The organism is Mycolicibacterium grossiae, from assembly GCF_008329645.1.
Classification (GTDB): domain Bacteria; phylum Actinomycetota; class Actinomycetes; order Mycobacteriales; family Mycobacteriaceae; genus Mycobacterium; species Mycobacterium grossiae.
In genome coordinates, this window is record NZ_CP043474.1 from 2611695 (window position 1) to 2635403 (window position 23709).

24 protein-coding genes and 1 pseudogene are annotated in these 23709 nt (G+C 69.2%); 20 read left to right on the forward strand and 5 right to left on the reverse strand.

What is annotated here, in order from left to right; genetic code table 11:
- Window positions 1–45: 45 nt before the first annotated feature.
- The 9 genes from FZ046_RS12510 to FZ046_RS12550 all read left to right on the forward strand — a co-directional run bounded on the left by FZ046_RS12510 (window position 46) and on the right by FZ046_RS12550 (window position 10280).
- The gene (locus FZ046_RS12510) at window positions 46–459 is read left to right on the forward strand and encodes a GlcG/HbpS family heme-binding protein (RefSeq protein WP_070352057.1); all 414 of its coding nucleotides are present in this window, start codon (window positions 46–48) and stop codon (window positions 457–459) included.
- Between the two features lie 52 nt (window positions 460–511).
- Complete coding sequence (locus FZ046_RS12515; RefSeq protein WP_246182978.1) at window positions 512–1801, forward strand: low temperature requirement protein A; 1290 nt, start codon at window positions 512–514, stop codon at window positions 1799–1801.
- A gap of 169 nt (window positions 1802–1970) precedes the next feature.
- On the forward strand, window positions 1971–2741 hold the full coding sequence (locus FZ046_RS12520) for an aldo/keto reductase (protein ID WP_246182979.1): 771 nt from the start codon (window positions 1971–1973) through the stop codon (window positions 2739–2741).
- A gap of 429 nt (window positions 2742–3170) precedes the next feature.
- The gene (locus tag FZ046_RS12525; protein ID WP_070352060.1) at window positions 3171–3686 is read left to right on the forward strand and encodes a 2Fe-2S iron-sulfur cluster-binding protein; all 516 of its coding nucleotides are present in this window, start codon (window positions 3171–3173) and stop codon (window positions 3684–3686) included.
- On the forward strand, window positions 3683–4675 hold the full coding sequence (locus FZ046_RS12530; RefSeq protein WP_070352061.1) for an FAD binding domain-containing protein: 993 nt from the start codon (window positions 3683–3685) through the stop codon (window positions 4673–4675). Before FZ046_RS12525 ends, FZ046_RS12530 begins: the two co-directional genes overlap by 4 nt.
- Window positions 4672–6768, forward strand: coding sequence for a xanthine dehydrogenase family protein molybdopterin-binding subunit (locus FZ046_RS12535; protein WP_070352062.1), 2097 nt, complete (start codon window positions 4672–4674; stop codon window positions 6766–6768). Before FZ046_RS12530 ends, FZ046_RS12535 begins: the two co-directional genes overlap by 4 nt.
- 262 nt (window positions 6769–7030) lie before the next feature.
- Window positions 7031–8428 (forward strand): IS110 family RNA-guided transposase, encoded by a 1398-nt coding sequence (locus tag FZ046_RS12540; protein ID WP_070352063.1) that lies wholly within the window; start codon window positions 7031–7033, stop codon window positions 8426–8428.
- Window positions 8429–8859: 431 nt separating this feature from the next.
- Window positions 8860–9453 carry a recombinase family protein gene (locus FZ046_RS12545; protein ID WP_070352064.1) on the forward strand — a complete coding sequence of 198 codons (594 nt, stop codon included), beginning with the start codon at window positions 8860–8862 and terminating at the stop codon, window positions 9451–9453.
- Entirely contained in the window at window positions 9450–10280 is an 831-nt protein-coding gene (locus FZ046_RS12550; RefSeq protein ID WP_083298073.1) for an abortive infection family protein, read from the forward strand. Before FZ046_RS12545 ends, FZ046_RS12550 begins: the two co-directional genes overlap by 4 nt.
- Before the next feature lie 173 nt (window positions 10281–10453).
- Here the strand turns inward: FZ046_RS12550 and FZ046_RS27875 are convergent.
- Window positions 10454–10558: pseudogene (locus tag FZ046_RS27875) on the reverse strand (enoyl-CoA hydratase/isomerase family protein); the annotation flags it as partial.
- A 20-nt stretch (window positions 10559–10578) separates the two neighbouring features.
- The gene (locus FZ046_RS12555) at window positions 10579–11244 is read right to left on the reverse strand and encodes a TetR family transcriptional regulator (RefSeq protein WP_070352065.1); all 666 of its coding nucleotides are present in this window, start codon (window positions 11242–11244) and stop codon (window positions 10579–10581) included.
- A gap of 71 nt (window positions 11245–11315) precedes the next feature.
- Between FZ046_RS12555 and FZ046_RS12560 the strand changes: the two genes are divergently transcribed.
- The gene (locus FZ046_RS12560; RefSeq protein ID WP_070352066.1) at window positions 11316–12392 is read left to right on the forward strand and encodes a ferredoxin reductase; all 1077 of its coding nucleotides are present in this window, start codon (window positions 11316–11318) and stop codon (window positions 12390–12392) included.
- A gap of 35 nt (window positions 12393–12427) precedes the next feature.
- On the forward strand, window positions 12428–13618 hold the full coding sequence (locus FZ046_RS12565) for a fatty acid desaturase family protein (protein WP_083298087.1): 1191 nt from the start codon (window positions 12428–12430) through the stop codon (window positions 13616–13618).
- A 6-nt stretch (window positions 13619–13624) separates the two neighbouring features.
- On the opposite strand, the gene nei2 is transcribed toward FZ046_RS12565, so the two are convergent.
- Window positions 13625–14395, reverse strand: a complete 771-nt coding sequence (gene nei2 / locus FZ046_RS12570; protein WP_070352067.1) for an endonuclease VIII Nei2 — start codon at window positions 14393–14395, stop codon at window positions 13625–13627.
- Between the two features lie 152 nt (window positions 14396–14547).
- Here nei2 and FZ046_RS12575 point away from each other — a divergent pair, with 152 nt between their 5' ends.
- The 9 genes from FZ046_RS12575 to FZ046_RS12615 are packed head-to-tail and all read left to right on the forward strand — an operon-like array spanning window position 14548 to window position 22212.
- The gene (locus FZ046_RS12575; RefSeq protein ID WP_070352068.1) at window positions 14548–15069 is read left to right on the forward strand and encodes an MSMEG_0572/Sll0783 family nitrogen starvation response protein; all 522 of its coding nucleotides are present in this window, start codon (window positions 14548–14550) and stop codon (window positions 15067–15069) included.
- A gap of 2 nt (window positions 15070–15071) precedes the next feature.
- Window positions 15072–15965: a carbon-nitrogen hydrolase family protein gene (locus tag FZ046_RS12580; RefSeq protein ID WP_070352069.1), complete on the forward strand. Its 894-nt coding sequence runs from the start codon at window positions 15072–15074 to the stop codon at window positions 15963–15965.
- Window positions 15958–16248, forward strand: coding sequence for an MSMEG_0570 family nitrogen starvation response protein (locus FZ046_RS12585; protein ID WP_070352070.1), 291 nt, complete (start codon window positions 15958–15960; stop codon window positions 16246–16248). Before FZ046_RS12580 ends, FZ046_RS12585 begins: the two co-directional genes overlap by 8 nt.
- On the forward strand, window positions 16245–17507 hold the full coding sequence (locus FZ046_RS12590; RefSeq protein WP_070352071.1) for an MSMEG_0569 family flavin-dependent oxidoreductase: 1263 nt from the start codon (window positions 16245–16247) through the stop codon (window positions 17505–17507). Before FZ046_RS12585 ends, FZ046_RS12590 begins: the two co-directional genes overlap by 4 nt.
- On the forward strand, window positions 17504–18565 hold the full coding sequence (locus FZ046_RS12595) for an MSMEG_0568 family radical SAM protein (RefSeq protein ID WP_070352072.1): 1062 nt from the start codon (window positions 17504–17506) through the stop codon (window positions 18563–18565). The genes FZ046_RS12590 and FZ046_RS12595 overlap by 4 nt, the downstream gene beginning before the upstream one ends.
- Window positions 18565–19977: an MSMEG_0567/sll0787 family protein gene (locus FZ046_RS12600; RefSeq protein ID WP_070352073.1), complete on the forward strand. Its 1413-nt coding sequence runs from the start codon at window positions 18565–18567 to the stop codon at window positions 19975–19977. The genes FZ046_RS12595 and FZ046_RS12600 overlap by 1 nt, the downstream gene beginning before the upstream one ends.
- Window position 19978: 1 nt before the next feature.
- Complete coding sequence (locus FZ046_RS12605; RefSeq protein WP_070352074.1) at window positions 19979–20812, forward strand: carbon-nitrogen hydrolase family protein; 834 nt, start codon at window positions 19979–19981, stop codon at window positions 20810–20812.
- Window positions 20813–20815: 3 nt separating this feature from the next.
- Window positions 20816–21919 (forward strand): MSMEG_0565 family glycosyltransferase, encoded by a 1104-nt coding sequence (locus FZ046_RS12610; protein WP_070352075.1) that lies wholly within the window; start codon window positions 20816–20818, stop codon window positions 21917–21919.
- A 35-nt stretch (window positions 21920–21954) separates the two neighbouring features.
- Complete coding sequence (locus tag FZ046_RS12615; RefSeq protein ID WP_070352121.1) at window positions 21955–22212, forward strand: hypothetical protein; 258 nt, start codon at window positions 21955–21957, stop codon at window positions 22210–22212.
- Here FZ046_RS12615 and FZ046_RS12620 read toward each other — a convergent pair.
- Both FZ046_RS12620 and FZ046_RS12625 read right to left on the reverse strand, forming a co-directional pair.
- Window positions 22209–23174 carry an NAD(P)H-dependent flavin oxidoreductase gene (locus tag FZ046_RS12620; RefSeq protein WP_070352076.1) on the reverse strand — a complete coding sequence of 322 codons (966 nt, stop codon included), beginning with the start codon at window positions 23172–23174 and terminating at the stop codon, window positions 22209–22211. The two genes, FZ046_RS12615 and FZ046_RS12620, sit on opposite strands and share 4 nt — an antisense overlap.
- Before the next feature lie 26 nt (window positions 23175–23200).
- Entirely contained in the window at window positions 23201–23692 is a 492-nt protein-coding gene (locus FZ046_RS12625; protein WP_070352077.1) for a DUF2834 domain-containing protein, read from the reverse strand.
- Between the last annotated feature and the right edge of the window lie 17 nt (window positions 23693–23709).

A 23709-nucleotide genomic window follows, 5' to 3' on the forward strand; every position in this document is an offset into this window, starting at 1 on the left:
CGGTGCAGTCGTCGAGCATTCCACGAAGATCGGAGCACATCCATCATGACTTTCACTCAAAGCTCGGTGTCCCTCGATGATGCGCAGCGCATGATCGCCGCCGGGCGGGCCAAAGCCGAGGAGATCTCCTCGCCCTCCAACATCGCCGTCGTGGACGCGGGGGGCAACTTAGTCGCCCACGCGCGGATGGACGGCGCGTGGATCGGCAGTGTCGACATCGCGATCAATAAGGCGTTCACCGCACGTGCGCTCGACGTCTCAACCGAAGAGCTAGCCGCGGATGCCGCCCCCGGTAATCAGTTCTACGGAGTACATGCGTCCAACCACGGACGGATCATGATCTTTGCCGGCGGGATACCGGTGCAACAAGGCGGCCAGATCGTAGGCGCGGTCGGCGTCAGTGGCGGCACCGGAGAACAAGACAAGTCCGTTGCGCAGGCGGCCGCTGAGGCGCTGTAGCGACGACCGACGTCGACAAGCCGCGTATAGGAGAAAAATATGGCGGACTCTTGTGAAAGCGTCGTGCTCTTTAGCCGAATGGAAGCACGGCGGCCGACAGGTCGTCGTCGCTGTTCATGGTGATCTGCACCGCCCGGCAATTCGGCGCTTGGGAGACGCTGGGCTCCGTGGCGTCCACGGTGAAGCGCCGCCCGAGAAAGCGATGACCGACGATGACCACGGGTCGAAGTCGGAGGGCAACCTCGAACTCTTCTTCGACCTGGTGTTCATCTTCGCGATGTCGCAGGTCACACGGCTCGTGCTGCAAGATCTGTCACCGGCCGGGTTCGGCCGGGCGGCACTCGCCCTGCTCGCGGTGTGGTGGGCCTGGGTCGGCTACACCTGGCTCATCAACACCTTCGACACCCAGGGCGTGCGGCATCAGGCGGCCGTGATCGCGGCGATGGCCGCGATGCTCGTCGCCGCGGCGGCGTTGCCCATGGCGTTCTCCTCGGGGGCGCTCGTCTTCGCGATCGCTCTGCTGGTGGTGAGATTGATCCACGTCGTGAAGTTCGTTGTCTCCTCCTCGGGCGAGGATGACGACATGCGGCGCAGCATCCGATGGCTGGCGCCGGCCTTCGTCGCCGCTCCCGCCTGCATCGTGGCGGCCGCCTTCGTGGACACTCCGGGCCGGGAACTGCTGTGGGTAGCTGCCGCGGTGATCGACTACGGCGCCCCTGCTGTGTTCGGCCTCGGCGGGTTCCGCGTCTCACCGTCATACTTCGTGTCCCGCCACGGCTCGATCATCATCATCGCGCTCGGTCTGGCGATCACCGAACTCGGTGCAGGCGCAACGGATTTGCACCGCTTCGAGGTCGTCACCGCCCTGGTGCTGGGCGTGGCGATCATGGCGACGTTCTGGTGGACCTACTTCGGTCTCACGGGCGGGGCGCAGCAGCGGCTCGAACGAGCCACCGGGACGCAACGGGCCCAGCTTGCGCGTGACGCCTACAGCTATCTGCACCTGCCGCTGGTGGCTGGCATCACGCTATTCGCCGTCGGCGCCCACGCCGCCGTCGAACACGCCACCTCGCCGCTTCCCCTGATGCCTGCCATCGCACTCGCCGGTGGCATGGCGCTGTTCTATCTCGGCGACGGGGCCTACCGGTGGCGCGACCACCGACAGATTCCCATCAACCGCGCCGCGACCGGGATCGCCGCCGCTGCCACCCTGCCGGTGCTCCTACACGTCTCCGCGATCGCGGCCCTAGGACTGCTGACCGTCATTGGAGGCCTGCGGCTGGCATGGGAACTACGGCGTCGCCCCCATGTCGGCCCAGGCGTGGCGGGGCAAGCCCGGTGACCAGCACGTACCAACTGAACAGCAGCTGCCTGCCGGTCGGGTCGCGATGCCGCGATCTGGTCAGCGATGAGGATGACTCGCAGAGAGGTCGTACATCGTGACAACTGCCCGCCAGGTAGTCCTGCCCTCCGGCGAGCCCATTGCGGCACTGGGCCAAGGCACGTGGCACTTGGCCGAACATCCCGCGCGACGGGCCGACGAGATCGCCGCCATCCGGCTCGGGCTCGATCTGGGCATGACAGTGATCGACACCGCCGAAATGTACGGCAACGGCGCAGCGGAGACCCTGGTGGGCGAAGCGATCGCCGGGCGCCGCGACGAGGTGTTCCTGGTGGACAAGGTGCTGCCGAACCACGTGAGCCGAGCCGGTACCGTGCGGGCCTGCAAGGCCAGCCTCGCGCGGCTCAACACCGACCACATCGATCTGTACCTGCTGCACTGGCGAGGCAACGTCCCGCTCGCCGAGACGCTCGAGGGCTTCGCCGACCTGGCGGCCGCCGGGCTAATCCGCCACTGGGGGGTGAGCAACCTCGACCACGACGACATGGTCGAGTTGACCGGTGTACCAGGCGGCGACCAGACACAGGCCAACCAGATCCTTTACAACCTGACGCGCCGCGGACCGGAATACGATCTCTTCCCCTGGCTATCCGAACGCAACATCCCGGTCATGGCCTACTCCCCAATCGAGCAGGGCCGCCTCCTGGGAAACAAGGCCCTGGACCTGGTCGCCCGGCGCCACGCTGCCACGGCGGCCCAAATCGCGTTGGCCTGGGTGCTACGCCACGACGACATCTGCACCATCCCACGCGCGAGCACGCCTGAACATGTTCGAGAAAATGCCGGCTCCGCTGACATCAGCCTCAGCCCCGACGATCTCGCCGTGCTCGACAGTGCCTTCCCGCCGCCCACAAGGCCCGGCCCACTCGAGATGCTCTGACAGCCACATCCGAATTACTAGGCTTCGCCTTGGTCACCCACGTCAAGGACACCCTGAGGCGGGATCGGGTTTGACCCAGCGCGGTCTCACGACCAGAAATTCGAGACTAATCAGATCCTGGCGGGTGGCGAGCGCTGCCTCGGGCCGCCCTGGCGGTTCACCGCCGGACCGGCGGTTGGGGGGTATCAGAATGACCGCTGAGGGGTGACTATCTCGTCTGGTCGTGACCACCGGGCGTCCCGTGACCTACGTCGCTGCGGACATTGGTTCTCGGTGGAACAGGAAAATCTTGCGCGAGTCCGCCCACAAAAATCTTTCGTAGGACCGCCGTGGGGGTCACGTCCGCTCATCCGCGACTGGCGAACGCAGTTTGGCTGCGCGGTCTAGCTGTCTGGTTTTCACCACTCCCACCCCGGGTAGCCCCCGCCCATGAAGTCAGCCCACTTCACAGACGTATCCCTGCGCGTCGACGGCACGGACCACACCGTGCACGTCGACAACCGCATCACCCTCCTCGACCTGCTGCGCGAGCACCTCGGCGTCACCGCGCCGAAGAAGGGATGCGACCACGGCCAGTGCGGATCGTGCACCGTCCTACTCGACGGCCGGCGGGCCACCACCTGCCTAGCTTTCGCCGTGGCCCACGACGGCGCCGAGGTTCAGACCGCGGCCGGCCTCGGCGAAGGGGACCAGCTGCACCCCGTCGCCCAGGCCTTCCTCGAGCACGACGGCTTCCAGTGCGGCTACTGCACGCCCGGCCAGATCTGCTCCGCGGTCGGCATGCTCGAGGAGATCAAGTCCGGCTCCCCCAGCCACGTCACCGACGACCTCGAAAACACCGCCGAACTCACCGACGCCGAGATCCGAGAACGCATGAGCGGCAACCTCTGTCGCTGCGCCGCCTACGGAAACATCCTCGACGCCATCCAGAAGGCCGCCCGATGATCCCCTTCGAGTACCACCGCGCCAGCAGCGTCGCCGACGCCGTCACCGCCGTCGCCGACCGCCCCGACGCCGTCTTCCTCGCCGGCGGCACCAACCTCGTCGACCACATGAAACTCGGCATCGCCGAACCCGGCCTCGTCGTCGACGTCGGCCACCTACCGCTCACCGATGTCGAACGCCTCCCCGACGGCACCCTGCGCATCGGCGCCGACGTCCGCAACAGCGACCTCGCCGCCCACCCGATCGTCCGCAGCCACTACCCCGTCCTCGCCCGCGCCCTGCTCGCCGGCGCGTCCGGCCAGCTGCGCAACGTCGCCACCACCGCAGGAAACCTGCTACAGCGCACCCGGTGCGTCTACTTCCAGGATGTCACCACCCCCTGCAACAAGCGCACCCCCGGCACCGGCTGCTCCGCCGTCGGCGGCTACACCCGTTACCACGCCATCCTCGGTGCGTCCGAGCACTGCATCGCCACCCACCCGTCCGACATGGCCGTCGCCATGGCCGCCCTCGACGCCAGCGTCGTCTACCTTGACACCGACGGTGAACACCGCATCAAGCTCAACGACTTTCACCGTTTGCCGGGCGACCGTCCGGACCTCGACACCACTGTCCCCCGCGGAGCGCTCATCACCGCGGTCGAGATCCCACCCGCGCCCGACGGCGCCCGCTCCACCTACCGCAAGGTCCGCGACCGCGCCTCCTACGCCTTCGCGGTCACCTCCGTCGCCGCCGAACTCGTCATCGACGACGGCACCATCATTTCGGCCCGCATCGCCCTCGGCGGCGTCGCGCACAAACCCTGGCGCGCCACCCGAGCCGAACAGGCGCTCGTCGGCCAACCCGCCACCGAGGAGACGTTCCGGCAGGCCGCCGACGCCGAACTCGTCCACGCCGAACCGCAGCAGGGCAACGAGTTCAAGGTCGAACTGACCGCCCGCACCATCGTCGCCACCCTGACCACCCTCGCGGAAGGACGGCAGCGATGACCCTCGTCGAACCCCACGCCATCGGCAGCCGACTCACCCGCCTCGACGGGCCCGCGAAGGTCACCGGCACCGCTACTTACGCGTTCGAGTATCCGGTCGACGCCCCGCTGTACCTGCACCCCGTGCAGGCCACCATCGCCAAGGGCACCATCACCGCGATGGACACCTCCGCCGCCGAGGCGCTCGACGGCGTGCATGCCGTCCTCACCGTCTTCAACGCCCCCACCCTGGCCGACACCGATGACGGCGACTTAGTGATCCTGCAGGACGACCAGGTGCACTACCGCGGTCAGCTCATCGGCGGTGTCATCGCCGACAGCGCCGAAACCGCCCGCCAGGCAGCCGCTCTCGTCACCGTGACCTACGACGAGGCCGAGCACGATACCGAGATCCGCGCCGACCATCCCGGACTGTACGCTCCCGAGGAAGTCAACTCCGGCCACAAGACCGACACCTCCGACGGCGACGTCGAGGCCGCGCTTGAGCAGGCCGAGATCACCGTCGACCAGACGTACACCACCCCGCACGAGCACAACAACCCAATGGAACCGCACGCCACCATCGCCACCTGGGACCCCGACGGCACGCTGCTGACGCTGTACGACTCGACCCAGGGCGTGCACGTCGTCCGCAAGACGCTGGCGCAGACTTTCGGCCTCGAACCCGAGCAGATTCGCGTCGTCGCCAAGAACGTCGGCGGCGGCTTCGGGTCCAAGGGGTCACCACACTCGCACAACGTGCTCGCCGCCATGGCAGCCATGCACGTTCCTGGCCGACCGGTGAAGCTGGCAGTGACCCGGCAGCAGATGTTCGCGTTCGTCGGCTACCGCACACCGACCATCCAGCACGTGCGCCTCGGCGCCGACCGCGACGGGAAGCTCGCCGCCATCAGCCACGACGTCATCGAGCAGACCGCCACCGTCAAGGAGTACGCCGAGCAGACCGCGACACCGTCGCGCATGATGTACGCCGCCGACGCCCGCAAGACCAGCCATCGGCTCGCGAAACTCGATGTCCCCGTGCCGTTTTGGATGCGCGCTCCCGGCGAGTGCCCCGGCATGTTCGCCCTCGAGGTCGCGATGGACGAGCTGGCGATCGCCTGCGATCTCGACCCGATCGAGTTGCGCGTGCGCAACGAGCCCGACGTCGACCCCGAGACCGGCAACCCGTGGTCCAACCGGCGCCTGCTCGAGTGCCTGCGCACCGGCGCCACCCGCTTCGGCTGGGACCGGCGGAACCCCGAACCGCGGAGCACGCGCGACGGCGAATGGCTGATCGGCACCGGCGTCGCGTCAGCTGAATACCCCGCGATGGTCATGCCCGGCAACGCCTGCCGCATCGAGCACGTCGCCGCCGGCCGCTACTCGGTGCAGCTCGGCGCCACCGACATCGGCACCGGCACGTGGACGACGCTCACACAGATCGCCGCCGACATGCTCGGCATCGAGACGTCGGCGGTCGACCTGCAGATCGGCGATACCGACCTGCCGCCAGCATCGGTGTCGGGTGGCTCGTCGGGCATCAGCTCCTGGGGCGCCACCATTTACGCTGCGGCGCAGGCATTTCGGAAGGAACACGGCGACAACCCCGCCGTCGGCGCGGCCACCACCGCCGAGCCGCCGGAGAATGAGGACGCCGAGAACTATGGCATGTACTCGTTCGGTGCGCACTTCGTCGAGGTACGGGTCAGCCGCTACACCGGCGAGGTCCGCGTCTCCCGCATGCTCGGGGTGTTCTCCATCGGCCAAGCGATCAACCCGACGACGCTGCACTCGCAGCTGATCGGCGGCATGACCATGGGCCTGTCGATGGCGCTGCACGAGGAAAGCGTGCGCGACCACCGCTTCGGGCACGTCGTCACCCAGGATCTGGCGAGCTATCACTTCGCCAGCCACGCCGATATCCCCGACATGGACGCGATCTGGCTGGACGACGACGCCGACGAACACGCCAGCCCGATGGGGTCGCGCGGGGCCGGCGAGATCGGAATCGTTGGTTCCGCCGCCGCAGTGCTCAACGCAATCCACCACGCCACCGGCATCCGTATCCGCGACCTACCCGTGCACGGCGACGCACTGCTGGGCCAACTCTAGCGCGAACGGCACCGGATGATCCCCGTGGCCCCGGTGCGCAGCCCGGCGACCACGATGATCAGCCCCAGGGAGAACGCGAGCTTGACCGCGGTGGTAGTGCTGACCCCCGCAGGGGTGTCTCATTTCTGATACCACCTTGATGTGTGGTTGAAGATGCCAATGGCCTGATCACCGGGTGGATCCCGCCACGCCGGTCTATCTTCCCGCCGGTTGCGATGGGGTCCCGCAGTGTCGGTGTACATCCGACAAAGGGAGCTTGGTGATGACGTTCGTCAACGGCGAGATGCAAGCACAGTTCATGACCCGGATTCGCGGGCTGGATCCGCAACGCTGTCTGGTCATCCCGGTCGATGTCGGCAAGGCCGTCGCGATGGCGTTGGTGGCTGATCACTACGGCGAGATCCTCATCGCGCCGTTCGAGTTCGCGCTGACCGAGACGGGCTTCGAAAGGCTGTCCGCGGCGATTCGTCGCGCGCAGGTCGAGCGGGACGCTCTGGTGATTCGGGTCGGGGTCGAGGCGGCCGGCCACTATCACCGCACCCTGGTTGCGCGGCTGCGGGCAGCTGGTTTGGAGGTCGTCGAACTTAACCCGCGCGCGGTCAAAGATGCACGCGGACAACAGCTACTGCGGACGTTGAAGAACGATGCCCGCGACTGCGGGGCGATGGCCGAGCTACTGATCCGGGGCTCCGGTCGCCCACCACAGTGCCGCGACGAGGCTTTGGCGGCCCAAGCCGCGTGGGTCGCCCACCGGCGCCGCAAGGTCGCCGCTCAGGCCATGTTGGCTAACCAGATCCACGGCCAACTCGATCTGATCTTCCCGGGTTTGACCGGCTGCTACAGCCACGGTCTGGACGCCGCGTCATTGCGGGTGCTCATCCGCGATTTACCCGACCCCGACCGCGTCCGACGACTCGGTGTGGACGGGGTGGTGCGCTACGTGCGTCGCCGTGGCGTGCAGATGACCCGACCCAAGGCCGAGCAGGTCGTGGCGGCAGCTCAGGTGGCGCTGCGGCTGCCCACCACCGAACGCCATGCACCACTGGTGGTGCTGGCGGCGGACTGGGCACTGTTCGAAGCCCTCGACCGCCAGATCCACGACGCCACCACCGCCCTGACGGAGTTGCTGCCCAAGACCCCCGCCGGCATCCTGCTTGGTGTTCCCGGTGTCGGCGTGCTCACCGCCAGCGCGTATGGCGCGGCGATCGGTGACCCCCACCGCTACCGGGACGCCGCAGCCGCCTACCGCGCCTCCGGACTGGTCCCGATCAGCTACGAATCAGCCGGCAGAGCCCGAACCCGCACCGGGATCAGCCGAGAAGGATCCGTCGAATTACGGAGAGCCATCGTCGATCTAGGACGCGGCGTGGGTCTACACCACCCCGACTTCATCGCCTACCGTCACCAGCTGATCGCCCGCGGCAAGCCGCCCCTAGTGGCCCTGATCGCGGTCGGACACCGCGCGCACCGGCTCGCTTTCGCCATGCTACGCAGCCAACGGCCCTTTGACGTCGACCGCTGGGAGCGTGCCGTCACCAGGCACCGCCACCGTGTGGACGAGCAGGCCCGTCATGGTGATACCGCTGTGAGCGGACCACCAGGGCGACGTGACCTGCCCGCCGAATCCACCCTCACCCATGGGGAGGCATCAAGCAACTAACGCACTCCCAGCCCGCTGCCGGGGTGCGGCACGGTGGCGGGAGCCCGGACTGACGTCGACGTTTCTATGAGGCACGACCTCGATCTCTAGTACAGACGCCGGGCTCCCCCCACTGCGCGAGCGCGACAGTCATTACCTGAGGCCGAGCCGACTCGGCTCGAGCACGCGTAGGTCAGAGTGCGCCGCCGGGAACCACCAACCCCACCCCACAACGGTCTCAACACCTTGCGCCACGCGTGCCCCACGGGGGCACGCGTCACTCGACGACGCCATCGCACCGCTTGACAACTATTCCCATTACTAGAGAATCGAGACAGCCCTTCGCGGCCTACGCTGTGGTCGCATCGCGCCAGGTCGCGGTGTCTCATTTCTTGTCTCACACGGCGTGTCTCAGATCCTCGATGTCGGAGGGCAATGAGACGGTAGGAGGCGTGTCAACGCTTCTGGGATACGCCCGCGTGAGCACCGCGGGCCAGGACCTCGCTGTGCAGCTGGCCGCACTCGCTGCCCAGGGCGTGGAATCCGACCGGGTTTTCACCGACAAGCTCGCGGGTGCCGTGAACACCGACCGGCCCGGCCTGGCGGGGCTGCTCCACTACGCCCGCGAGGGCGACACAGTGGTCGTCACCGCCATCGACCGCCTCGGTCGTTCCGTCGCCGAAGTAACCCGCACCATTGCCGAACTCGGTCAACGCCGAATTCTGTTGCGCGCCCTACGTGAAGGCATAGATACCGGCACGCCAACAGGCCGCGCAGTGGCCGCCATCATGGCCACCCTGGCCGAGCTCGAACTCGAGCTCGGTCGCGAGCGCCGCGCCGCTTCCCGCGCCTCTAGGCGCGCGCGCCGCCTACCGGCCACCAAGCCCGCCAAACTCACCCTGGAACGACAGCAACAGCTCCGCCGTCTCGCTGCAACCGGAGAACCCGTCCACGAACTCGCCAAAGCGTTCGGCATCAGCCGAGCGACGGCATACCGATACCTCTCCACACCCATCGACAAGTCAGTACTGGAGTCGACGCCGTGAATCTGACAGAGCTGGGCGCAGCCCTTGCGCCCTTCTTCGATGTTGTAGGGAGCCCCTCGCACAGTGAACTGCGCGACGCCATCACACGCCACGGCCTCAGCCGTCTTGATCCGGCGCCTTACGGAAAGACACCGGAAGGAAACAGCTTTGGTAAAACCAGGCGAGTCCGACATGTCTTCGCCTCACCGGCAGCGCACAACGCGACCGCAGGCTTGCCCCTGGCCCGAGAACTTGTGGCGCTGTGTCGTGCCCGCGGAGGCTTCAACCCCGACAGCGAGGGCTATGCCGGCAGCAGCAAGGTAACCCAGCTGAGCCAGGCCTTCGATCCACTTGGGTTCACTCTCGACCCCGACGGGTTGGTGCGGCAGAAGGTTATCGACAACCTCAGCGGTACGGAACTCACTGCGGCGCTGCGCAGCTATGTCGACAGGATCAACCTCAACCCCGACGATGCACCTTTGCAAGTGGGCGTTGGCAAGGAACTCGACGAAGCCACCGCACGGCACGTCCTGACTGAACTTCGGGGCGGCTATTCAGAGTCGCAGAACTTCCCAATGACATTGGCAGCCGCATTCGATGCGGTCGGCTTGGCCATACCAACCGTCACTCTCGCAAACTTTGATCAAGATCCGCACCGCGCAGTTCATCAGTGCCTGATGCTTCTGGCCACAGCAGTCAATCGACTCCGAAACGACGCTGGTACTGGCCACGGACGACCCGGACCACCGCGCAAAACCGCTGCGTTGAGCCCGGCTGAAGCCCGCCTGGTCGCTCGCGCAACGGCACTCGTCGCAGGGGCGCTGCTCGACAAACTCGACGACGTCTGAGACCCCGCTTGGGCTTGATGTTGGTTGACCGACCGCCGTGATAGAGGTTCGGAGTGCTTCTCGAACTCGTCGATCTGCGCCCCAGCCCTTCCGATGACCGATGGTGGGTGCCCCCGTTCGCCCAGAACGTCACCTACGAACACCCCCACTGGTGGAATCGACAGCTTGGCGAGGAGGTCCTCGACGAGCCCGTAGCTGAGGGCGTTGAGCTTCTCCGGCCGGTCCAGGGTGATCAGCGTGACGTCCGGGCGGGGCCGGGTGATCTGGAGGTTCGCCATGGGGTGACCCTAGGCACGCGTCAGGGCGTGCTGCTGCGCCACCCCGTGATGCCGATGACGATCAGGCGCAGCTGCTTGACGGCGGTGCGGCGGATGTCCTCGAGTGCGGCCGCGTCGTTGGCGTCCTCGATGGCCTCGGCGATCGAGATCATGGCGTTGACGAACAGCGTGGCGAGGATGTTCAGGTCCTCGCTGCTCCAGGTGTTGAGCCCGGGAAAACGGGCCAGGTCGATCGCCAGCTCGCTGGTGATGAGCCGGATCTCGGTGCGGATGGCGTACCGCAGGACGGTGACGCCGCTGCTGCGTTCGCGCCCGATGAAGATCCAGTGTTCGCGGCGTTCGTTGACCCCGGCGATGAGGATGTCGACGCTCGACTCGATGACGCGGTTGGGGTCGAGCTTGCCGGCGCGGGCGCCGCGCAGCATGTCGCGAAGCGCGCGGAACGACTCGTCGATGAGGACCAGCCCGAGGGCCTCCATCGACTCGAAGTGACGGTAGAACGCGGCCGGGACGATGCCCGCCTCACGGGTCACCTCGCGCAGGCTCAGCCCGCTGAAGCTGCGGTCCTCGAGGAGTCGCAGCGCAGCCGACACGATGGCCCGCCGGGTCGCCTCCTTGCGCTCCTCGCGCGACAGTCCGTCCCGCGACGAGCGGGAGGAGTGTGACTTGGGAGTACGACTGTTCACTGTGTGTGAACTCTACCACGATCAGGGCAAACCCCCTTGCCATCAGCGCCGACAACCCGCACGGTATACACATGTTCACCGAACTTTCGAAGCCGCGCCTCCGCGACCGAGTGCTGCGCTCGCCCCTGGTCGGGCTCCTGACCGGTCCCCATGGCGTCGACCGCTACACCGAGCTGGTCGCACCGACCTGGACCCTGAATGACGCGCGAGCCAAGGTCGTCGCGGTCCGCCGCGACACTCCGCGCAGCGTCACGCTGACCCTCGAACCGAATCACGTGTTCACTGCCGGACAGCCGCTGCGGGCGGGCCAGCACGTCAACCTGACCGTCGAGGTCGACGGCCGCCGCCACACCCGCTGCTACTCGCCGGCCAACGCCGAGGGCGCCCGTCGGCTCGAGCTGACGATCGGCGTCCACGACGGCGGCGTCGTGTCGGAGCATCTGTTCCGCAACGCCCGTCCGGGCATGGTCGTCGGGCTCGACGGCGTCGGCGGCGACTTCGTCCTGCCCGCCGAGCGGCCCCGCCGGATCCTGCTGGTGTCCGGCGGCAGCGGCATCACCCCGGTGCTGTCCATGCTGCGCACACTCCTCGCCGAGGAGCACCAGGGCGAGATCGCCTTCGTGCACTACGCCCGCTCGGCTGCCGACGCCGCGTACCGCGACGAGCTGGCAGGCCTCACGGGCGTCCGCGTGCTGCACGGGTACACCCGTAGCGACGACGCGGGCGACCTGGCCGGCCGCTTCGACGCCGAGCAACTAGCGGCGGCGATGCCGGATCCGGACGCGGTGTTCGTCTGCGGACCGCCGGCGCTCGTCGAGGCCGTGCGGGCGCACTGCCCGCAGGCCCGCTCGGAGAGCTTCGTCCCGCCGGTGTTCAGCGTGCCGACCGAGGCCTCCGGCGGCACGGTGACGTTCGTCGAAAGCGGCGTCGACGTCACCGACGACGGTCGTTCGCTGCTCGAGCAGGCCGAGGCCGCCGGCCTGCGGCCGGAGAACGGCTGCCGCATGGGCATCTGCCACACCTGCACGCGCCGCAAGACCAGCGGTGCCGTCAAGAACCTCGTCTCCGGCGCCATCTCCGCCGCTGATGCCGAAGACGTCCAGATCTGCGTCACCGCCCCCATCGGCGACGTCCAGATCGCCCTCTGACCCACCCGCACGAGAGGAGAACCGACATGACCGCCATGCTCGACCGCACCGACACCGACCTGACCGATACCGACCTGACCGACACCGACCTGACCGACACCGACGTGACCGCCCCCGAGGCGTCCCCGGCCCCGGCCACCGGCGGCGTCAGCAAGACCGTCAACGGCACGGTCATCAGCCTCACCCCCGAACAGGTGGAGGCGTTCGGCCGCGATCTGGACGCGATCCGGGAGCGCGTCATCGCCGATCTCGGCGAGCGCGACCTCACCTACATCCGTCGTGTCATAAAGGCGCAGCGCGGCTTCGAGGCCGGCGGCCGCGCGCTGCTGTGGGCCGGCGTGCTGCCGCCCGCATGGATTGCCGGCACCGCGATGCTCGCGGTGTCGAAGATCCTCGACAACATGGAGATCGGCCACAACGTCATGCACGGCCAGTACGACTGGACCGGCGACCCGGCGCTGGCCAGCCGTGACTTCGAGTGGGACTCGGCGTGCCCGAGTGACCAGTGGCGGCACTCGCACAACTACATGCACCACACCTACACCAACATCGTCGGCATGGACCGCGACGTGGGCTACGGCATCCTGCGCATGAGCGAGGACCAGAAGTGGGTGCCCTACTACCGCGGCAACGCCGTCTACGCCTTCCTGCTGATGGTGCTGTTCCAGTACGGCGTCGCCCTGCACGAGCTGGAGACCGAGCGCATCCGCGCCGGGGAGATCTCGATCGCCGACAAGCGCGAGATCCTCGCCGGCATCTGGAAGAAGGTGGGCCGTCAGACACTCAAGGACTACGTCGCCTTCCCGCTGCTGTCCGGCCCGTTCGCGCCGTTCACGTTCGCCGGCAACATGACCGCCAACCTCATCCGCAACGTGTGGTCCTACGCCATCATCTTCTGCGGGCACTTCCCCGAGGGGGTGCAGGAGTTCTCCATCGAGGAGACGCAGAACGAGTCGCGCGGGCAGTGGTACTTCCGCCAGCTGCTGGGCTCGGCGAATCTGACCGGCGGCAAGCTCTTCCACGTGATGAGCGGCAACCTGTCGTTCCAGATCGAGCACCACCTGTTCCCCGACATCCCCGCTCACCGGCACGCCGAACTGGCGCCGCAGGTGCAGGAGATCTGCGAGCGCTACGGGCTGCCCTACAACAAGGGACCGCTGCCCAAGCAGTTCGCCACCGTGGTGCGCAAGATCGTCAAGCTGGCCCGCAAGCCGCTGCCGGCCTGACGCCCGTCAGCTCTGACAGACCGGACACCAGAAGGAGATCCGTTCCGTGCCGGTGACGTCGGCACGGTCGGACTCGACCGTGGTGCCGCACCGCCGACACGGACGCCCGACCCGGCCGTAGATCCACAGATCGCGGCCGGGTCGGGTGTCTCCGGTCGTCGTGCGATTGACGCGAGACCGGTTCAGCCACAGCATGTCCCGCGCCCGCTGCACCACGCGCAGCGGATCCTTGAGGTCCGCCACGGGCGCCTGTGGGCGGTGGCCCATCACGAAGCAGAGTTCGTTGGCGTAGACGTTGCCGACGCCGGCCATCACCCGTTGATCCAGCAGCGCCTCGGCCAGGGGCCGCTCGGGCTCGGCCGCCAGGTTGGTGGCCGCCACCCGCGGTTCCCAGTCCGGTCCCAGCAGGTCGGGCCCGAGGTGGGCCACCGACTCCATGTCGGTCGCGCGCGGCAGGATCTCCAACACGCCGAGGTCGACGCCCGCTGCCCGGGTCTCGGCGGTCTCGAGCAGGATCCGGATCTTGTACTGCGGGACCCGGCGGATCTGGCCGCCGATAAGCCAGGAGCCGTCCATCTTGAGGTGCGAGTGGATGCTCGCGTCCCCGACGCGGATGAACAGGTGCTTGCCGCGGCTGAGTACCTCGTCGACGACGCAGCCGGTGAGGTCGACGGTCGCGAACTTCGGCACCCGTACGTCGCAGCGGGTGAGCGTGCGGCCCTCGAGTGCGTCGCGCAACTTCGTCGCGGTGCGGTAGACGGTGTCGCCTTCGGGCATGCGGCCAACGTACCCCGGCCGCCGCTGCGTTACGCCGGCGTTTCGACCGTGAGCACTCGATAACCGAAACGTCTTCCCACGATGACCAGCCGGAAACACACGGGCCGTGTAATCGACGCATCCCAATGGACTACCAAAGCTGGAGATGCGCAATGCCGTTTGACGATTCGATCGCCGAGAACATCAAGACCTCGCTTGCGGAGATTCCGCACCCGTCGCTGCCGAAGGGTTCCAACATCTACGGCGGCACGAAGATCTTCCCCGATCTGCAAGCCGAGAACGGGGAGTCCTACTTCACGCTGGTGCACGGCATCGCGCACGAGTCGTCGGTCAGCTTCGTCGCCGTCCTGCAGGCCACCCGTGCGCTGCGCAAGGGCTTCGAGTCGGCGCTGTACTTCTACGGCCCGGGGTCCATCAACTGCCTCGCCACCCGCGGCTTTCCGAAGACCGGTGACTCCGGCTTCCCGGGAGAGCAGAACATCAACGACGCGCTCGCGACGTTCATCGCCGAGGGTGGCACGGTGTTCTGCTGCCGCTTCGGCCTCGCGCTGCACGGCGGCCGCGAGGAGGACCTCATCGAGGGCGTCGTCCCCGCGCATCCGCTCGACGTCCAGGACGCGCTGATCTACTACGCCCGCAAGGGCGCCATCATCAACTCGACGTACATGGTGTGACGATGACCAAACTCGCTGCAGTAGCTGCGAATTTCACCCGAGACCTCGACCAGAACTACGCCCTCATCACGGCGCTCGCCGAGGAGGCCCGCGAGCGCGGGGTCGACTTCCTCGTCCTGCCCGAGGCCGCGATCGGCGGCTACCTCTCGTCGCTGGGCAACCACGGTGACACCGTCAAGACCACGACGAAGTCGCTTCCGCCCGCCATCCGCCTCGACGGACCCGAACTCACTCGCGTCCGCGAGATCGTCGGCGATCTGCTGATCGCCATCGGCTTCTGCGAGCTGGCCGACGACGGCGAGACCCGGTACAACGCGGCCGCGATCCTGGACGGCGGTCAGATCTACGGCAGCTACCGCAAGGTGCACCAGCCGCTCGGTGAGGGCATGTCGTACTCCGCCGGATCTGGCTACGGCGTGTTCGACACCCCCGTCGGACGCGTCGGGCTGCAGATCTGTTACGACAAGGCCTTTCCCGAGGCCGCGCGCATCATGGCCCTGCAGGGAGCGCAGATCATCGCGAGTCTCTCCGCGTGGCCCGCGGCGCGCACCGCCACCGCCGAGAACCTGCAGGACGATCGCTGGACCTACCGTTTCAACCTGTTCGACGCGGCCCGGGCCTTGGACAACCAGGTGTTCTGGATCGCCTCCAATCAGAGCGGCACGTTCGGCTCACTGCGCTACGTCGGCAACGCGAAGGTCGTCGACCCCGGCGGCAACACGCTGGCCACCACGCTGCTCGGCAGTGGCATGGCGGTGGCCGACGTCGACCTCGACGCGACGTTCCGCACCATGCGCGCCGGCATGTTCCATCTGCGCGACCGCAGACCCGACGTCTACGGCCCGGTGACCGACACCGCCGCTGCGCAACTCTGGCAGGACCTCGCCCATGCCTGAGATGACCTTCGATGTCCGGTGGCCCGACGGCCACCTGCAACGCTGCTACTCGCCCAGCCTCGTCGTGTACGACTACCTCACGGTCGGTGCGCACTACACCGTGGCCGACTTCGTCGACCGGTCCGGCACCGCGCTCGACGAGGCCAGTGCCCGGGTGCGCGCCAAGTTCGGCTTCGCGTGCACCTCCGCCGCGGCGACCACCGAGCAGATCGTCTCGGCCGCTGCCGCATTCCCCGACTCCGCGACGGTCCGCGTCGTCGCCATGGATCCGGTGGCGCCATGACCAAGCCGCACGTACCCGTCGCGATCATCGGCGGTGGGCAGGCCGGCCTGTCGGTGAGCTGGTACCTGGGGCGCGCCGGCGTCGAGCACGTGGTGCTCGAGGCCGACACCCCGGTGCACGCCTGGGCCGACACCCGGTGGGACAACTTCACCCTCGTCACGCCCAACTGGCACTGCCGGCTGCCGGGCTACGCCTACGCCGGCGACGACCCCGACGGCTTCATGACCCGCGACGAGGTCGTGCGCTGGCTCGCCGGCTGGCTGGCGACCTTCAGCCCGCCGGTGCGCACGAACACCCGCGTGACCCGACTGAAACCGCTTCCCGCGGGTGGCTTCGAGTTGACGCTTCGGACTGCCACCGGCACGGAGGCGCTGACGTGCGACCACGCCGTCGTCGCGACGGGCGGCTACCCGATCCCGGTGGTGCCGCCGTTCGCGACCGCGCTCGACCCCGGCGTCACCCAGCTGCACTCGGAGCAGTACCGCAACGCCGACGCCCTGTCCGACGGGGCGGTGCTCGTGGTGGGGACGGGGCAGTCCGGCGCCCAGATCGCCGAGGACCTCCACCTCGCAGGCCGTACCGTGCACCTCGCCGTCGGTGGCGCACCCCGCGTCGCGCGCCGTTACCGCGGCCGGGACTGCATGACCTGGTTGGCCGACATGGGCCTGTACGACAAGGCCGCGCCGCAGTACCCGGGTGGCAAGACCGCGATCGAGAAGACGAACCACTACGTGACCGGTCGCGACGGTGGCCGCGACGTCGACCTGCGCCGCTTCGCGCTCGAGGGCATGCGCCTGTACGGCACGCTCGCGGACGGCAAGGACACCACCGTGCGCTTCGAGCCGTCGCTGCGCGCCGCCCTCGATCACGCCGACTCGGTCTACAACTCCATCTGCGCCGACATCGACGCCTACGTCGAACGCGAGGGCATCGCCGCGCCCGCCCCGACGCGGTACGTGCCGGTCTGGGAACCCGGCACCGAGACCACCACGCTCGACCTCGCCGACGCGGGCGTCACGAGCATCGTGTGGGCCATCGGCTACCGGCCGGACTACCGCTGGATCGAGGCCAGCGCCTTCGACGGGGCCGGCCGACCCATGCAGAACCGCGGCATCACCGGCGTGCCCGGACTGGCGTTCATCGGACTGCCGTGGATGCACACCTGGGGCAGCGGGCGGTTCCTCGGCATCGACGCCGACGCCCGGCACGTCGCCGAGAACGTGATCGCCGACCACCGAGCACGACGGAGCGCCGCATGACCGCACACACCTCCACCCGCGTCGACCTGGCACTGCTCGGCTTCCGGGGCCGACCACCCGTCAGCCGGACGGCCGGTGCCGGGCCCAGCGCCGACGGCCACCTGGTCATCGACGGGCTCAACGCCGCGATCCCGCGAAACGAGTCCAGCCCGTTCGTGTTCGACGGCGCACGCGTGCTCCGCGACGGGGTCGACACCGGCCTGGACGTCGAGGTGGTCGAACGCCCCAGGTTCTACGACCTGCGGACCGCCGACGGCGTCCCGTACGAGAAGCTGGCCCGGTTGCACGGCAGCAACGTGTTGGCGACCACGGTCGTGCAGACGTGCATCCGCTACGCCGAGGACCAGCGGTGCCGGTTCTGCTCGATCGAGGAGTCGCTGCGCGCCGGTGCCACCACCGCCGTCAAGCGCCCGGCCGAACTGGCCGAGGTCGCCGCGGCCGCGGTCCGGCTGGACGGGGTGACCCAGATGGTGATGACGACCGGTACGTCCGCCGGAACCGACCGCGGCGCACGGCATCTCGCGCGCTGCGTGCGTGCGGTCAAGGCCGTCGTCCCGGACCTGCCGATCCAGGTGCAGTGCGAACCGCCCGCCGATCTCGCGGTCCTCGCCGAACTGCGGGAGGCGGGAGCCGACGCCATCGGCATCCACGTCGAATCCCTCGACGACGACGTGCGGCGCCGGTGGATGCCCGGCAAGGCGACGGTGCCGCTGGAGCGCTACCGGGAGGCATGGCGCGAGGCCGTCCGCGTGTTCGGGCGCAACCAGGTGTCCACCTACCTGCTCGTCGGCCTCGGCGAGGACCCGGACGAACTGATCTCGGGGGCAACGGATCTCATCGAGATGGGGGTGTACCCCTTCGTCGTCCCGTTCCGGCCCCAGGCCGGCACGCTCGCGGTGGACGTCGACGGGGCGGGCGCGCCCGACGCGGCGATCGTCGAGAAGGTGTCCCGCGAGGTGGCCGCGGCGCTGCGGCTGGCGGGCATGGCGGGAGCCGACCAGAAGGCGGGCTGCGCGGCCTGTGGGGCCTGCGGCGTGCTGCAGAACGTGGGCGGGTGATGGCAGTGGTCTCCGAGTTGTCGATCCTGGCCGGGGTCCGGCCACCCCGCACCGGTTCCCAGTTCCTCGTCCACGTCTGCGACGACTCCGCCGAGCTGGTGGCCTACCGCCGGCTGCGGGCCGAGGCGTTCGTCGCCGAGCAGGGGCTGTTCGCGGGCACCGACGCCGACGACGTCGACGACGATCCCCGCACCGTCGTCCTGGTCGCGGTGGCTCCCGACGGCACCGTGCTCGGCGGCGTCCGGCTGGCACCGGTGTGCGATCCGGACATCGGCTGGTGGACCGGCAGCCGCCTCGTCACCGCCCCGCGGGCACGGGCGGCCGGCGTCGGCCCGGCACTGATCCGGGCCGCCTGTGCACACGTGGAGGGCGCCGGGGTGCTGCGCTTCGAGGCCGCCGTGCAGACCCGCTACGCCGCGATGTTCGCCGCGCTCGGCTGGGAGGCGCACGGGCCCTGCGAAGCCGCGGGCGTGCCGCACGCCCGCATGCGGTGGCCGCTGCACGGCATGCAACGACTCGCCGACGCCACCAAGTCCTTCCTCGGCGACGCCCTCGCGCCGCTGCGCGTGGTGCCCGGTGGGCTGGGCCCGGACGGGTTCGTCGGCGACGACGGCGTGCCGGTGCCGGGCAGCGACGTGGTCGCCGCATGTGATGCGATCATCCCGTCCATGGTGGAACGCGATCCGGAGTGGGCGGGGTGGTGTTCGGTGCTCGTCAACGTCAACGACCTGACGGCGATGGGTGCCGCCCCGACCGGCCTGCTCGATGCGGTCGGCGCTCCCACCCGATCCCTGCTGACCCGCATCCTGCGCGGCGTCTCCCGCGCGTCGGCGGCCTGGGGCGTACCCGTGCTCGGCGGCCACACCCAGCTGGGAGTGCCTGCCTCGCTTGCGGTTACGGCCCTCGGTCGGACGCCGTCGCCGATTCCCGCAGGCGGCGGCCAGGTCGGTCACACGCTGCGCCTCACCGTCGACCTCGCGGGGTCCTGGCGATCCGGCTACCACGGCAGGCAGTGGGACTCCACGACGCATCGCGACCCCGCCGACCTCGCCCGGCTGGCCGGACTGGTCGGGCACCTGCGGCCCCGGGCCGCCAAGGACGTCAGCATGGCGGGCATCGTCGGCACCTCGGGCATGCTCGCCGAAGCCTCGGGCACCGGGGTGGAACTCGACGTCGCCGCCGTACCCCGCCCCGCCAGCGCGGACCCGGGATCGTGGCTGACGTGCTTTCCCGGTTACGCGATGCTGACCGCCGACGAGCGCGGCGCGCCGGCGCCCGCCGATCTGCCGCGCGGCGTCGCCAGCGCGGAGTGCGGCCGGCTGACGTCCAGGCCCGGGGTGCGCCTGGCCTGGCCCGACGGCGTCACCACCACCGCCGTCGCGGCCGCCGTGACCGGGCTGGGTACGGCCTGAGTTGGGGCTCGTCACGCTGGGAGCCGTCGCCGCGAACTTCGGTCGCGACCTGGAACGTGGTCTGGCCAAGGTGCTCGGCATCATCGACGGCGCACGCCGTGACGGCGTGGACCTCTTGGTCCTCCCCGACGCCTGCCTGGGCGGGTACATCGGGGACCTGCGCGCGCCCGATCCGCAGGATCCGCCGCCGGCGCTCGACCCCGAGGGTCCGGAGATCGCCGCCGTCAGCGCTGCGGCGGGACCGATGACGGTGTGCATCGGATACGCGGAAGAGGCGCCCCGCGGGCGCTACAACGCCGCGATCTGCGTGTGCGGCGATGGCATCCTCGGCACGCACCGCAAGGTGCATCAACCCGCCGGGGAGGGCCTCGCCTACCTCGCCGGTGACGAGTTCACCACGTTCGACACGCCCGTCGGTCGGGTCGGGATGCTCATCGACTACGACAAGACGTTCCCCGAGGCGGCGCGCACGCTGGCCCTCGGCGGCGCCCAGGTGATCGCTGCACTGTCGGCGTGGCCGGCCAGTGTCACCGACCGCGCGTCGCGGCTGCCCGCCGACCGGCAGTCCCGATTGTTCGACCTGTACGACTGCGCCCGGGCGGCCGAGAACCAGGTCGTGCTGGTGTCGTCGAACCAGACCGGGGTCATGGGCGCCCTGCGGTTCCTCGGGCAGGCCAAGGTGGTCGGGCCCGGCGGTGACGTGCTGGCGAGCACCGGCGCCAAGGGCGGCCTGGCCAAGGTCACGATCGACGTCGAAGCCGAGATCGGCCGGGCACGACGGGTCTTGGATCACCTGGCCGAGCGGCGTACCGACGCCTACGGCGCGGGGGCGTGATCCGTGCGCGTCGCCCTGCTCACCTATTCGACCAAGCCGCGCGGCGGCGTGGTGCACACCCTGAACCTGGCCGAGGCGCTCACCGCGCTCGGTGCGGACGTCACGGTGTGGTCCCTGGCGCGTCGGGGCGACCGCGGGTTCTTCCGCGACTTGGAGCCGGGCGTGCGCGTGCGCCTGGTCGACTTCCCCGAGCGCGACGAGACGGTGACCGAGCGCATCGTCCGTTCCATCGCGTCGTTGCGTGACGCCTTCGGTGGCGCAGCCGGCGATGGCGACTACGACGTGGTGCACGCGCAGGACTGCATCAGTGCCAACGCCGTCGGGACGTGCATCCGCACCATCCACCACCTCGACGAGTTCACGACGCCGGTGCTCGCCGAATGTCACGAGAAGGCCGTCGTCGAGCCGTACGCCCGGATCTGCGTGTCGGCAGCGGTGGCCGGCGAGGTCGCCCACGGATGGGCACTGCACCCCACCGTCATCCCGAACGGTGTGCGGGCGGACCGGTTCGCCGCCGCGGCCGGCCCCTCCGGTGTGAGTGCGCGGCAGCGATGGCAACATCGGCTGGGCCGCTACGTGCTCGCCGTCGGAGGCATCGAGCCGCGCAAGGGAACCATCGACCTCGTGGAGGCGTACCACATTCTGCGACAACGGGTTCCGGACGTCACCCTGGTGATCGCGGGCGGTGAGACGCTGTTCGACTACCGCGCGTACCGCACCGCGTTCGACGATCGGTGCGCCGATCTCGGCGTCGTGCCGACCATCCTCGGCTCCGTCGCGGACGCCGAGCTGCCCAGCCTGGTGGCGGCGTCGGCGGCGTTCGCATTCCCGTCGACCAAGGAGGGTTTTGGGCTCGCCGCGCTGGAGGCGCTGGCCGCCGGCCGGCCCGTCGTCACCAGGGACCTGCCGGTGCTGCGCGAGGTGTTCGGCGACACGGTGGCCTACGCGTCCACGGCGGACGGGTTCGCCGGGGCGCTGGCCGCCGCCGTCGAGGGCGGACCCGGTCCGGCCGGCGGGCGCGCGCTCGCCGAGTCGCTGACGTGGGAGGCGTGCGCGCGCCGGCACCTCGAGTTCTATTGCGCGCACCCGCGGCCGTCGCAGGGCTGAGTTTCGAGTCGGAGGTTTTCGGCTATCGAGTCACCATGTCCGAACAGACCAGCAACGATCACATCGAGGACGTCAGCCCCGGTGACGTGGTGCTGCTCGACCGCGGTGACGGCGCGGAGCGGTCCTACCGCGTCGTGCACAAGACGCCGAGCGAGACGGGCCAGCTGATCACGCTGGAGACCGACGACGGCGAGACGTTCGACGTCGACATGGCGGCCGGCACCGTCGTGGTGCGCACGCTCGAATCGAAGTGGGAATCGGCCCAGAGCCCGACCCCGCACACCGGCGTCTAGTCCGGGTCGGTCGTCAGCCGCCGGGTGTCCGCGAGGACCCGGGCGGCGTCGGCGGCGATGCGTCCGACGAGGTCGGCAGCGGGCTCGAGGCGGTCGATGAGGTCGACGGCCTCACCCGCCCACACCGGCAGGTAGTCGGGGTCGCCGCGGTCGACGCCGGCGAGGAACTCCGCCTTGGCGTTGGCGTCGAAGCGCAGCGCGTCCTCGTGCTCGTGCCAGGCGTCGGTGAACCGGTTGCGCAGCGTCCGGGCGGTGAAGCGGTGCGGCCACGGGGAGTCGCGGACGACGTCCATCACCCGGTCGCGGGTGGTGTCGGCGGCCGACGCGGCGGTGATGGCGTCGGCTTCGGTGGCGTCGACGAGGGCTTCGTGGGTCGCCTCGAACCGGGTGCCGATCACGGCGCCCGCGGCGCCGAGGACCAGGGCGGCGGCCAGCCCGCGGCCATCGGCGATGCCACCGGCGGCGAGTACCGGAGTGCTGCCGGCGGCGTCCACGACGGCCGGAACGAACGGCAACGTGCCGCGACCTTCGCCATGGCCGCCGGCCTCGCCGCCCTGGGCCACGACCAAGTCAGCGCCGACGTCGACGGCGCGGCGGGCGTCGTCGAGCGTGGTCACCTGTACCGCCAACGGGATGCCGCCGTCGCGGATCGCCGCGGCGAACGGCGTCGGATCGCCGAACGACAGCATGATGAGTGCCGGCCGCTGGTCGATCACCCAGCCGAGCGTCTGCGCGTCGATCGCCCACGCCAGCAGGCCGACGCCCCACGGCCGTTCGGTGCCCGTCCGGGCCAGCGCGCATTCCCGCCGCAGCCAGTCGGCATCGCCACTGCCGACCATGCCGAGCCCACCACCGGAGGACACGGCTGCGGCCAGCGCGCCGCCGGCGACGTCACCCATGGGTGCGCTCACGATGGGGTGCTCGATGCCGAGCAGCGCGGTCAGTGCCGTACGCAACGCCATGCCCAAACCATAGGCAGGCGGGCGTGTCAGGCGGGGATCGGGGACAGCCCGGCGGCCGCCTTCTGGTGCCGGTGCTGGCGTTCGACGACGGCGAAGTAGAACGCGTAGGCGAAGGCGCAACTGGTGAACAGGCTCGAGACGAAGAACAGCCACGGTCGACGGATGCCGCGCCGGTGGCCGTCCCAGATCGTGAAGAGCGGGAGCAGGATGACGTTGATGATCGTGTAGTCCTGGCTCGCCGACGCCGCCGCGGGGTTCGCGTAGCCGAGTGCGATGAATTCCTGCCAGCTGCCCGGACCCCAGATCGGGTTGCCGCCGTCGACGGCGTACTGGTCGACGAACTGGTGGTTGAAGTAGTAGCCCAGCGCGATGGAGGCAATGCCGACGGCGTACAGCACGATCTCCATCGCCGAGAGCGCCGGTCCGCCGGCGGGGCGGGCGAAGATCCGCGGATTGGCCCGGACGATCCAGGCGATGACGGCGATGCCGAGAATCAGGTGGACGATGAGCGAGACCATGCGGCCAGTATGGGCAC